Raw genomic sequence first — 11,719 nt, forward strand, 5'->3', positions numbered from 1 at the left:
AGTTACGCCCAGCGTTTAATGATAATCGAGGTATTGATGCCGCCAAACGCGAAGTTATTGCTCTGCAGATACTCGCAGTCAATCTGACGGGCTTCTCCCATAATATAATCTAAAGCCCCGCATTGCTCATCCGGCTGCGTTAAATTGAGCGTCGGGGCAAACCAGCCTTCGCGCATCATCTGCAGGCTCATCCACGCTTCCAGCGCGCCGCAGGCCCCCAGCGTGTGGCCAAAATAGCTCTTCAGCGAGGAAACCGGCACGCTGTCACCGTAGATGGCGGCCGTGGCCTGGCTTTCGGCGATATCGCCGCGGTCGGTGGCGGTACCGTGCGCGGAGATATACCCCATATCCCGGGCGCTTAACCCCGCCATCGCCAGCGACTGCTCCATGCAAATCTGCATGGTGTCACGCTGCGGCTGGGTGATATGGGCCGCGTCACAGTTGGTGGCAAAGCCCACGATCTCACCGTAGATGGTGGCCCCGCGCGCTCTGGCGTGCTCCAGCTCCTCCAGAATGAGTGTGCCTGCGCCTTCCCCAATCACCAGACCATCGCGCTGCGTATCGAACGGCGAGGGGGTGGTTTTGGGTTCGTCGTTGCGCTGGCTGGTGGCAAACAGCGTGTCAAACACCGCCGCTTCAGACGGACAAAGCTCTTCCGCGCCCCCCGCGACCATCACGGTCTGATACCCGTGGCGAATTGCCTCCCAGGCGTAGCCAATCGCCTGGCTGCCGGAGGTACAGGCGCTCGACGTTGGGATCACGCGGCCACGTAGTCCAAAGAACAGGCCGGTATTCACCGCGGTGGTGTGCGGCATCATCTGGACGTAGGTTGTCCCGGTGATGTTATTGGTGTGCTTTTCGGTAAGCATGGTCGCGAATTCGCTGACCGGGCCGGTGCTGCCTGTCGAAGAACCGTAGGCGATGCCGGTTTGCCCGTTGGTGAGCACCGCTTCGCCAATCAGCCCCGCCTGCTCCAGCGCCAGCTCGGTGGCGCGGGTCGACATCAGCGACACGCGGCCCATGGCGCGAATACGCTTGCGGGTATAGTGTTCCGGCAGCGTGAAATCGTCGATCGGCGCGCCCAGCAGGGTGTGCAGGCCATCATAAACCTGCCATTCCGGCATTTTACGCACGGCGTTTTCATACGCCAGCAGCCGGCTGGAAACGGACTGCCAGTTCTCGCCAAAGGCGGTGACGCCGCCCATGCCCGTAATCACCACGCGACGCGTCATAGCATTCCTCCGTTAATCGAAATGACCTGGCGGGTGACGTAGCCCGCGATATCCGACATCAGATAGCTTGCCAGCCCGGCGACCTCATCAGCCTGGCCCATACGTTTCATTGGGATGATGGACATCGCTTCCTTCAGCGCGGCCTCCTCCATTTCAATCATGCCGGTATCAATCAGCCCTGGCGCAATACAGTTCACGGTGATTTTGCGTTTTGCCAGCTCGATCGCCAGCGCTTTGGTGGCGCCGATAATGCCCGCTTTGGCCGCGCTGTAGTTCACCTGGCCGCGGTTGCCCATCACGCCGGAGACGGAGGATAAGGTAATAATGCGCCCGCCCTGACGGGTGCCGATCATGGGCATAATGCAGGGGTGTATGACGTTATAAAAACTGTCGAGATTGGTGTGGATCACGCTGTCCCAGTCATCTTCACTCAGTGCCGGAAAGGCACCGTCGCGGGTAATTCCGGCGTTGCTGACCACGCCATACCATGCGCCATGGGCATCAATTTCCTGTTCAAGCACTTCACGGCACTGCTCGCGGTTGCCTACGTCAAACGAGAGTAAACGGCCGCTGCCGCCCGCCTGCGTGATGGCGTCCAGCGTCTCCTGCGCGCCTGCGGCATCACGATGGTAATGCACGCCGACGGTAAACCCGTCAGCGGCAAGCTGGCGGGCGATGGCGCGACCAATGCCTTTGCTGGCCCCTGTGACCAGTACGGAACGACTCATGCGTGGGATCCCTGATTAAAAAGCGATGTTAATTCTTCTGCACTCGGCTGGAAGGTATTGACCCGGCCCGTGGCCAGCGTCTCTTCACCTGCGCAAATCGTGCATTCAAAACTGCCGAAGCGTTCGTCCTGCATCAGCAGCTTAACGGTAATGTCCAGCGTTAAGCCTTTGGCGAAACGCCCGCTGGCGCAGACCAGCTCGCGCGCGCCGAGCACCATGCCCAGCGCGATATGTTCCTGCCCCTGCTGCTGACGATGCCAGCCCGACCAGACGCCAACGGTCTGCGCCATTAGCTCGAGCGCGTACCAGCCCGGCAGGTCGCCATCGGCATTGAGAAACGGCGCCAGCACGCTTTGCCTGTCAACCGCCACGCGGCAGACCGCCATGTCATCCGTCACATTTTCAACGGACCCCAGCAGCATCATGGGCGCATCGTGCGGCAAATAGGCTTCGGGTGATAGATAGCTCATGACGCTCTCCCCAGCAGAATGCTGGCGTTATTGCCGCCAAACGCGAACGAGTTAGACAAAATCACCGGCTTTTTCAGGGCGGTGCTCTGGTGCAGCAGGCCGCACGGCGCCAGCGTCTCGTCCGGAGCGTAGCGGGAAAAATCCTGCGGCGGCAAGGGCAGATCGCGCGTCAGGATAAGCCAGCTCAAAGCCGCTTCGGTAATGCCGGCAGCGCCCAGCGTGTGGCCGGTAAGGTGTTTGGTTGAACTGCACGGCACGCTTTCCCCGAAGAGATCGTGAACCACCTGTGATTCAATCTGATCGTTGAGCGGCGTGGCCGTGCCGTGCAGGTTGATGTAGCCGATGTCGTCCGGCTGCATGCCCGCTTCGCTGAGCGCCTGAGTGATAGCCCTTATCGCCCCGTCGCCCTGCGGATGCGGGGCGGAAATATGGTACGCATCGCTGGATTCGCCCGTGCCGAGCAGCGCCACGTCCGCGGGTTCCCGGCTTAATACCATCAGCGCCGCCGCTTCACCGATGGTGATCCCCCGGCGGTCCCGGCCAAACGGCTCGCAGAGCGTGGGGGAGAAGGATTCAAGACTGTTAAAGCCGTTCACGGGCATCCGGCTCAGGGTGTCTGCTCCGCCGACAATGGCGATATCCACCAGCCCGGCTTCGATCAGGCGTTTGCCGCCGATCATCGCCCGCGCGCTGGAGGAGCAGGCGGTGGAGATCGTATAAGCCGGGCCTTCAAGCCGCAGCCAGTTGGCGAGAAAGCGGGACGGATCGCCCAGCTCCTGCTGCGGATACTGCCAGCGCGTGCTGATCTCGCCGTCGGTCATGAGACGCACGTGCTCATCGCCTTCATCCAGCCCGGAGGTGCTGGTTCCCAGCACCACGGCCACGCGGTCGCGACCAACGCGGGCGATGGCCTCGTCAACGGCGGGCTGAATCTGCGCCAGCGCGGCCAGCAGCAGCTGGTTGTTGCGGGTGCGGTGTGCAGAGAAGGTGTCCGGGATGAGCGGCAGTTCGCCTTCCACCCCGCCCAGTACCGCTTCGGGCATTCCCTGCAGCCAGCCGGTCCGGGCGTGCATGCCCGGCGCCACGCCCGCAGCCAGGTTGGCGGCAATTTCATCAGGCGAGTTGCCCAGCGCGTTGACCATGCCAACAGCGGATATATAAATCATCTCAGTCACCCAGATATTGAATGGTGATGTGGTATTTGAATACGTGTTGCTCGATGCTGATCGGCTCGCGCTTGCCTTTGCGCTGGAGGTAGACAATCTCCGTCACCAGCTTGCCGCTGGCGTTGCGCAGCTCGCGCCGATCGCCATTGTCCGTTAACGTCCAGCCCTTCGGCAACTGCGGCTGCCAGGCGCTAATCGGCCAGTGGCTGAGCATCACGTCGGCCAGCACCTGGCTGGCGGGCGGCAGCTGCGGCACGACGATCGACTGCTCGGTATGAATACCGCTCTCGTCGTACGTTGCCAGGAACAGGCGAATGCCCACGGAAGAGAGGCCGGCCAGCGTGACCTTATGCGCATCCGCGTTGAGCATCACCAGCAGGGACTGCGTTTGCCCGTTAAAGCTGCCGGTCAGCAGCTGCTGGGAGCTTACCGCCGGGCTGATGCCGGGCGGCGGCAGAGTGACTTTGGTGCCAGGCTGAAGCCAGGCCTGAGGCCGCGTCTCTTTGGTATCGGTCGAATGGCTGCAGCCTGCCAGCAGCAGCGCCGCGGCCAGCGCGACGGCGCGATAAACAGCGTTCATTTACGTTTTCTCTCTTTCTTATCCGGCATCGCCAGCGGTGCCAGCAGGAAGGCGGTGAAAATACCGCTCACCAGCACAATACCAAAGCTGCTGATAGCCTGGGTGGCGCTGAAGACGAGCATGCCCAGCGTCAGCAGGGTGGCCATCATGGCCAGGGTAATCGCCAGCATCGAAGTCAGCGGCGTACCGCGCGGGTTGCTGAAGAACAGCGTGTAGTTAATACCAATGCCGAGCACCAGTACCAGCGCCAGCAGTGAAAACAGATTTACCGGGTGGCCCGTTGCGGCCAGGACCGCCAGGCCGCAACTCAGCGACAGTACGGACGGCACCAGGCTTATCAACCCTTTGCGCCAGCCGAGGCGCAGCATCGCCCCGCAGGCAATCACCGCCAGCGCCGCAAACAGTAGCCCCGTCAGCAGCGTGCGGTAGAGGGCAAACAGGCTGTCAAAGCTGGCCTTGCGGTCCACCCAGACGACGCCGTCATAGCGCGCGGCCAGCTCACCGAGCGCCGCGCTGTTTTTTGCACCGTCCACCGGCACGAGCACGCCGCTTTCCCCCCCCGGCAGGGTCAGCCAGAGCAGACGCCAGCCCTCGCTGGCCGGACTTTCAAGCCACGCGTCCACGCTGACCGGCATGGCGTCCAGATTGGGGGAAACGGCGTTGAGCCCTGCGCTTTTCAGCACGTTCGTCACCGCAGGCGCGGCGTCCCGCAGTAGCGCAAGGTCGCTTTTCTGGCGGGCCAGCGAGTTCAGCGGCAGGGTGCGCCAACGGGTGAGATCCCCCGCCTTTTGCGCCTCGGCCAGCGCGGGAGTAAAGGCTTCCAGCCGCTCCAGCGTTTGCTGGGGCGAAGCGCCATGCACCACAAACCATTTCTGATCGACGCTTTGGCCGGTCAGGACGGTAATGGTTTTCTCCTGCGCCAGAATATCTTTCGGCAGCGCCTGCAGCTGGGCGATGTCGTCGTCCACCTTCAGGGTGCTCATTCCCACGGCGGAGAGCAGCGCCAGCGCGACGGGCAGACCAACGGACAGTTTTTTACTGCGTCGCCAGGCGGCCAGCCAGCGCAACATCAGGACCATAAAGGGAACCGGGCGCACCGGCAAACCCCGGCACAGCCACGGATGCCAGAAAATCACCGTCAGGCAGGAGGCGCTCAGCCCCGTCGCGGCAAATACCGCCATCTGGCGGATCCCGGGGAAGGGGGCCAGCATCATAATCAGGTAGGCGGCGACGGTCGTCAGCAGCGCCAGCAGCAGCGCATTGCGCACTTTGGCCAGGCTTTGCCAGGGAGAGAGCTCCGCGCCGTGCACCATCCGTTCGGTCAGGTAGTAAAGCGTATAGTCGGCCGAAATACCGATGATGCTCATGCTCATCACCAGCGTCATCAGGTGCAGTTCGCCAAAGAGCAGCAGCGTCACCACCGTGCCCGCCAGCGCGCCGATGGCAATGGAGAGCACGCTCAGCAGCAGCGGGCGCAGAGAGCGGAACACCGCCACGATCAGCAGGAACACCCCAAGCAGGGTGGCGATGCCCAGCGTTGAGACGTCGCGTTTAGCCTGCTGGCTGGCATAATCGCTGTAGAACACCGTCCCGCGCGAAAGCAGCTGCGCCTGCGGGTAACGCGCTTTCAGCGTCTGTTGCAGTGCGTTAAGCGTCGTCACGAGCCGGTGGGTCTGCTGCATATCAAATGATGAGCCCGCCAGTTCGCCGTGCAGCAGATACCAGTAGTTTCCCGCTTCATCTTGCGTGACCAGCCAGCCGTCCATCAGCCGCAGCTTCTGGCCGTTTTGCGCCAGGGCGAGCTGCGAGCCGCGCATCAGCATCAGCGGATCGTTTTGCAGCTCTTTACCGCTGACGCCGGAGAAGGCGGAGTAGAGCTGGGATAAAATCCACTGCGCCTGCGCTTCTCCGCCGTTTTGCAGGCGGGCGCGGGTGGCCGGATCAATCAGCCCGTTGCGGTGCTGCCAGAAGAATTCTCCCCAGGCCTTTTGCCCGGCGGCGTCCATCGGGCCTTTGACCTCGCTGAGCGCGTCGCTGCCGTGCAGCAGTTCAAGCCACTGCTGCGCCACGCGCGGATCGGGTTCTTTGCCGGGGCTGACCAGCCAGACCAGCTGGCGGTCGAGACGCTGCATAAACCCGTCGTTGAGCGCCGGAGGGATCGCCCCCAGCGTCTGCTTCGGCAGCATGGCCAGCACGCTGCTGTTCAGCCGCGCGCCGGGCAGCAGCGACAGCAGCACGCCCAGCATAACCAGACATACCGTGGCCCACAGCAGCGCCGGGCGCAGGGATTTACGGTGCGGCAAAGCGTTGGCGTTCGTCATCGGTCAGGCTGGCGGGCGTCAATTGGTGGTTTGAAAGGGCGATATCGGTACGGTCGCCCTGCCTGTCGTTCAGGCGGATCGTCTCAAGATAGGTCGCGCCGCCCAGATCGAGGGTGGCGAAAATCTTGTCCAGCGGCGTCGTTTTTGGAGTAAGCACCAGCGACCAGCGGCCCGCGCTCAGGTCTTTAAAATCGATGCGGAAGTTCTCTTCCAGCACCTTGCGGTCGGCCTGGAACAGGGCCCGCAGCAGGTGGTTGAACTGGAACATCTGCGGATTATTGTCGGCGGTGATGGTCTGCGGCGGCTGGCCGTTGATCGCCTGTACCATCCGCTTGTCGTCCAGCAGCAGCGTCATCGGAAACGGCGCTTTTTGATCCCACAACAGGCCGCTGTCGCGGGCGATCAGCATCTCGCCCTGCGAGCGCAGCGGCTGCGGCATATCTTTTATCGTGCGGACCTGTTCGAAGTGCGCGCGCACCACGGGCTGCTCGGTGAAACGCTGCTGCAGTTCATCCAGCGTCACGGCGCTGACCAGCGGGCTGACGAGCAGCGTCAGCAAAGGCAACCATTTCATGGCGTGACTCCCATACGTTCAAACAGTACTGCCGGACTGACAAAGCACATTTCGCGGGTGGCTTCTTCCACCGCGACCTGGATGGTGTAGCCGGAGGTGGTGCGTTTGCCGGTTTGCGCATCGAAAATTTGATAGGCAATGCGCAGGCGGTTTTCATACTCTTCAATCTGCGCGCGAACGCGAATGCGCTGCTCAAAGGTCACCGCATCGCGGTATTTCACCCGCGTGTCGACAACGGGCCAGACGTAGCCGGAGGCTTTCATCTGGCGATAGCCATAGTCAAACTGATTGAGCAGCGCCTCGCGGGCGATTTCAAAGTAGCGGAAATAGTTGCCGTGCCAGACCACGCCCATCATATCGACGTCGTGGAACGGAACGGTGATCTCAACTTCAGTCGTAAAGCGGGGATCGGTCAGCACCCTTTACTCCTTCTCTCGGGACTCTGGCAGATGCCAGAAATCGAAAAAATTAAACCAGTCGAGCGGCGACATCAGGGCGTAATGCTCCAGCCGCTGCGCGTAGCGATCGACGGTAGCCTGCAGCGCCTGCTGGCGTTCCCCGCGCGGCAGGATCAGCGGGTCGGCAAACGGCTCGCTGTGCAGGACGAGCTTACCCTGCTGGCGCAGGGCGAAAATCAACACCACCGGACAGCGCAGGATGGAGGCCAGGATAAACGGCCCCTGAGGGAACGGTGCGGGCTGGCCCATGAACGGGCTCCAGATCACCCGCCACTCGCCGCCACGCTGCGGGTTGACGGCGATGCGGTCGCCCACGATCGCGACCCATTCTCCGCGCTCAAGCTTCTCTTTGATGGCAATGGCGGTGTCCGGGCCGATGTCGGTGACCGACATCAAATTCACGCCGGCCTGGGGCGCCATTTCGCTCATAATTTGCTTAAAACGCCGGGCGTTCTCGCTGAAGACCAGGGCGTTGATGGTTTTGCTGCCGTCCAGCTGGGCCAGCGCCCGGCAGGCTTCTACGTCGCCAAGATGCGAGGCCAGCAGCAGCTTGCCCTGCGGCGCCGCGATATTAAGCGTTTCGCTCGCGCCGGGAGCAAAGACCACGTCGCGCTTAAACTTCAGCTCGCCGCGCCAGCTGGCGACTTTGTCCAGCATCGCGTTGCCGAAGCGCATGAAATGGAAAAAGCTGTTGAGCTGTTCTGGAACAGGCATGTTCCGCTGCATCAGCACCTGCTTCACGCGTGCAATCCACTGCCGCGAAGCCTGCCGCGCCGGACGCGCGATCAGCCAGTAGACGCCGATAACCGGCCACAGCAGCACGGTAAACGCCCGCCGCCCCAGCAGCTGCCAGACACGCAGCATCAGGCGCATGCCCCACAGGCCTTTAACCTCGTCCTGCTGCGCCCAGTGCTGGCCGCGTCGACGGAAGAGCAGGCCGGGAATGCGGGGCAGCATGCCGAAGAACAGCCGGGTATGCATCAGGGAGATCCGCACGTTATCTTTCAACGCGTCGAAGTGGGACAACCCGTCCTGCGGATAGGTCACGCGGGTGGGCAGAAAGACGCTGGTGTTGCCCTGCCAGTAGAGACGGACCATCACTTCGGTATCAAAGTCCATCCGTTTACCGAGCGTTTCACGCGCGGCGAGCCGCAGCGTGGGCGAGACCGGGTAGACCCGAAAGCCGCACATACTGTCTTTAAGCTGCAGGGATAAGGTCTCAATCCATACCCAGACGTGGGTGACCCAGCGCCCGTAGAGCCGCGAGCGCGGGATAGAATCATCGTAAACGGGCTGGCCGGAAATCAGCGCGTCCGGGTGGCGCTCCGCCAGCGCCAGCATTTTGGGAATATCTTCGATGGCGTGCTGGCCGTCCGCGTCCACCTGCAGGGCGTGGGTATAGCCCGCACGCGCGCACTCCTCCAGCCCCCTGATGACCGCGGCACCTTTGCCGGCGTTTTGCGCCAGACGGACCAGCGTCATCTGCGGCTGTTCCGCCGCCAGCCGCTCAAGCTCCTGGCGGGTGGCGGCTTCGCTGCCGTCATCCACCACCAGGCACGGCAGGCCAAACGGCGAGAGGCGCGACAGCACGCTGGCCATCGTGGCGCCGTGGTTGTAGCACGGGATCAGCACGCAGGGGCGGAAGGTTACTGACATAGACGAATTTTCCCGCTGCTGGCGGTATGGCGTTCAGCCCCGTCATGACGCAGGTAGCTGAAGGTCAGCAGTTTGCGCCCGGCATGCCACTCAAGCACCAGCGTCACCGTGGTTTCCGGCAGCAGAGGCGCCTGGAACTTCACGTTTTGAATGCTGTGAAAGCGGTAGCCCGGTGCCAGTAAGGTCGTTGCGTAGTGCATCACCCAGTCAAGCTGCGCAACGCCGGGCAGCAGCGGCTGTACGGCAAAATGGCCCTGAAACCAGAACAGAGAGGCGTCGAGATGCAACACGATCTCCAGCTTCTCCGGCTGTGCCTGATGGCGCTCGATTTCATGAATTTTCATGAAATAACTCCTCTAACTGCGCATAGACACGCTTGTTCATACTGTTTACCGGTATCTCATCGACAATGCGCCAGTAGCGTGGAACGGCGACCGGCTCAAGCCACGGCAGCAGGGCGCGTCGCCAGGCGAACTCCTGGGCTTTTTTATCCTGCAGATGCCAGCGCTGACGAACCGCCTCATCCAGCACCAGCAGGACGCCAATCCCCTGACGGCCCCCGCGCGTAACCGGCAGCGCAGCCGCCTCGCAAACGCCGTCGAGCTCCAGCAGGCGACGCTCAATCTCGTTAAGCGAGATGCGCTTTTCTTCAATTTTGACCACCCGCCCGCGACGACCGGCGATGCTAAACAGCCCCGCACTGTCGAAGTGGAGGATATCGTCCAGCTGGAGTCCTTCAGCCTCATGGATAAGCGGCGAAGTGACGCGGCAGGCGTCATCTTCCTGATGGAAGTTTACGCCGGGGAAGGGTAGCCACGGCAGGTTATCTTCCACGCGATGGCGCCAGGCGAGGATCCCGGTTTCGGTGCTGCCATAAATTTCGTCCGGCCAGATGTTAAGCCAGCCAACCGTGGTGGAGACATCACGCCAGGGCAGCATTCCGCCCGCGGAAATCAGCATCCTGACGGGCGGCGCGGCCAGTTCGGTATCCAGGCGCTTCAGGAACGCAGGGCTGCTGATGAACAGGTAATGCCGGTCATGAGGAAGGGCGGCCAGCTGTTCTGCGTAGTAGAGCATCGCGGCATGCAGCGGCAGGCCCATCGCCATCGGCAGTACGATGCGAAATGTCAGGCCATAGAGATGTTGCGGGACGACGGAGGCCACAACGCTACAGCCAGCCAGGCGTTCGCCGAAGCGGTCAGCCAGCAGGCGGGCTTCGCGATCCAGGCTGACGATGTGCTTAACCACCCGGCGCGGCATTCCCGTGGAGCCGGAGGTGAACAGCTCGACGAAGCGGTTTTCGTTAATCTCCGGCAGGGGTACCCAGCGGGCGATCGTCTGGTGGCGGGAGGCTACCACAATCAGCTGCCCGTCAATATCGAGGGACCGATCGCTCAGGACGCCGCTAAACAGCGGCTGCTGCTCCTCAAGCAGCGAAACGCGGCTATGGCCGGGAATGACCGGCGTTTTACCGGCATGCAGCGAGGCCAGCAGCGCAACGATAAACAGGTAGCTGTTTTCAAAGCACAGCGCCCAGCGCTCGCCTTCCTGCTGACGCAGGGTGTCGACCAGTAACGTCACGTCGTGGCGCAGCTGGCCCAGCGTCCAGGTACGATCGTCGAGCCAGGCGACGGGCGTGTCGTCAGGGCGGGGCGCGTTTAACCACTGGCCCAGCGGAAGGGGGTTAGTCATTCTGCATCTCTTTTTTTATCACCCGCTGGCGCACCAGCCACTCTGCCGCCATCAGCGTCCCCATCAGGATGTAAGCCACCATACCGTTCCACAGCGTCCACAGATGCATGTCGCCGTGCAGGACGGTATACAGCGCCATCGCCCCGTTGCCGATGAAAAATCCGCACCAGACGAGGGTCACCCTGCGGGTATAGCGCACGCCCTCCGGCGGCAAATTTGGCTCTCGCAGGCGCGCCAGGCGTTCGACCAGCGGCATCGCTGTCCAGAGCGAACCGCCGAAGACGGCGAGCATCACAAGATTAACGACCACAGGGTAAAACAGCAGCCACTGGTGGGTTTTCAGCAGGTAGCTTGCCGCGCAGAGCGCGATCCCCGCCAGCGCCACGCACTGCACCACATACCGCATCGGGCCGGTGTTATGCCGCGCCTGGCGCAGCCGCAGCAGCAACAGCAGCGCCATCACCGGCAGCAGCCACGGCAGGCTGTTATGCGTCAGCCCAAATCCAATCAGGAAAGGCCACGACAGCAGCATCAGCCCCGTCAGGAGTGGGATGACCGGGAACGTCCGTCCACCACGCACGGTGTCTTACTCTTCGCGCAGCAGCTGTTCGACGGCGTCTACCACATCCTGAACGGTACGAACCGATTTGAAGGTTTCCGGCTTGATTTTCTTACCGGTTTTCTTCTGGAGATGGACAATCATGTCCACCGCGTCAATGCTGTCCAGCTCCAGGTCTTCGTAAAGACGGGCTTCGGGCGTAATGTCCTGCGGGTCGATTTCAAAGAGTTTGGTCAGAAGGCCGCAGACTTCCTGATAAATGGTTTCTTGTTCGGTCATAGTT

13 protein-coding genes are annotated in these 11,719 nt (G+C 62.1%); all 13 read right to left on the reverse strand.

Going from position 1 to position 11,719, the window contains the following annotated elements:
• Positions 1 to 2: 2 nt before the first annotated feature.
• From IM271_RS09575 to IM271_RS09635, 13 genes are read right to left on the reverse strand one after another with little or no spacing between them, the layout of a single operon-like run.
• Entirely contained in the window at positions 3 to 1,232 is a 1,230-nt protein-coding gene (locus IM271_RS09575; RefSeq protein ID WP_048960810.1) for a beta-ketoacyl-ACP synthase, read from the reverse strand.
• Entirely contained in the window at positions 1,229 to 1,960 is a 732-nt protein-coding gene (locus IM271_RS09580) for a 3-ketoacyl-ACP reductase FabG2 (protein WP_049000486.1), read from the reverse strand. Before IM271_RS09580 ends, IM271_RS09575 begins: the two co-directional genes overlap by 4 nt.
• On the reverse strand, positions 1,957 to 2,430 hold the full coding sequence (locus tag IM271_RS09585) for a 3-hydroxy-fatty acyl-ACP dehydratase (RefSeq protein WP_047362581.1): 474 nt from the start codon (positions 2,428 to 2,430) through the stop codon (positions 1,957 to 1,959). The genes IM271_RS09580 and IM271_RS09585 overlap by 4 nt, the downstream gene beginning before the upstream one ends.
• On the reverse strand, positions 2,427 to 3,596 hold the full coding sequence (locus IM271_RS09590; protein WP_193052503.1) for a beta-ketoacyl-[acyl-carrier-protein] synthase family protein: 1,170 nt from the start codon (positions 3,594 to 3,596) through the stop codon (positions 2,427 to 2,429). Before IM271_RS09590 ends, IM271_RS09585 begins: the two co-directional genes overlap by 4 nt.
• Position 3,597: 1 nt before the next feature.
• On the reverse strand, positions 3,598 to 4,176 hold the full coding sequence (locus tag IM271_RS09595) for a DUF3261 domain-containing protein (RefSeq protein WP_028014709.1): 579 nt from the start codon (positions 4,174 to 4,176) through the stop codon (positions 3,598 to 3,600).
• Positions 4,173 to 6,497: an MMPL family transporter gene (locus IM271_RS09600; protein ID WP_193052504.1), complete on the reverse strand. Its 2,325-nt coding sequence runs from the start codon at positions 6,495 to 6,497 to the stop codon at positions 4,173 to 4,175. The genes IM271_RS09595 and IM271_RS09600 overlap by 4 nt, the downstream gene beginning before the upstream one ends.
• A complete protein-coding gene (locus tag IM271_RS09605) occupies positions 6,466 to 7,071 on the reverse strand; it encodes an outer membrane lipoprotein carrier protein LolA (protein WP_193052505.1) in 606 nt (201 codons plus the stop codon). The genes IM271_RS09600 and IM271_RS09605 overlap by 32 nt, the downstream gene beginning before the upstream one ends.
• On the reverse strand, positions 7,068 to 7,490 hold the full coding sequence (locus IM271_RS09610; protein WP_193052506.1) for a thioesterase family protein: 423 nt from the start codon (positions 7,488 to 7,490) through the stop codon (positions 7,068 to 7,070). Before IM271_RS09610 ends, IM271_RS09605 begins: the two co-directional genes overlap by 4 nt.
• Positions 7,491 to 7,493: 3 nt before the next feature.
• On the reverse strand, positions 7,494 to 9,185 hold the full coding sequence (locus tag IM271_RS09615) for a glycosyltransferase (RefSeq protein WP_048960815.1): 1,692 nt from the start codon (positions 9,183 to 9,185) through the stop codon (positions 7,494 to 7,496).
• Positions 9,176 to 9,529 (reverse strand): hydroxymyristoyl-ACP dehydratase, encoded by a 354-nt coding sequence (locus tag IM271_RS09620; RefSeq protein WP_028014704.1) that lies wholly within the window; start codon positions 9,527 to 9,529, stop codon positions 9,176 to 9,178. Before IM271_RS09620 ends, IM271_RS09615 begins: the two co-directional genes overlap by 10 nt.
• Positions 9,516 to 10,877, reverse strand: a complete 1,362-nt coding sequence (locus IM271_RS09625; RefSeq protein WP_193052507.1) for an acyl-CoA synthetase — start codon at positions 10,875 to 10,877, stop codon at positions 9,516 to 9,518. The genes IM271_RS09620 and IM271_RS09625 overlap by 14 nt, the downstream gene beginning before the upstream one ends.
• A complete protein-coding gene (locus tag IM271_RS09630) occupies positions 10,870 to 11,457 on the reverse strand; it encodes a hypothetical protein (protein ID WP_047367210.1) in 588 nt (195 codons plus the stop codon). The genes IM271_RS09625 and IM271_RS09630 overlap by 8 nt, the downstream gene beginning before the upstream one ends.
• A gap of 6 nt (positions 11,458 to 11,463) precedes the next feature.
• Positions 11,464 to 11,715: an acyl carrier protein gene (locus IM271_RS09635; RefSeq protein WP_024908875.1), complete on the reverse strand. Its 252-nt coding sequence runs from the start codon at positions 11,713 to 11,715 to the stop codon at positions 11,464 to 11,466.
• Positions 11,716 to 11,719 lie beyond the last annotated feature (4 nt).

The organism is Enterobacter cloacae complex sp. I3 (assembly GCF_014896175.1).
Taxonomy (GTDB): Bacteria; Pseudomonadota; Gammaproteobacteria; order Enterobacterales; family Enterobacteriaceae; genus Enterobacter; species Enterobacter bugandensis.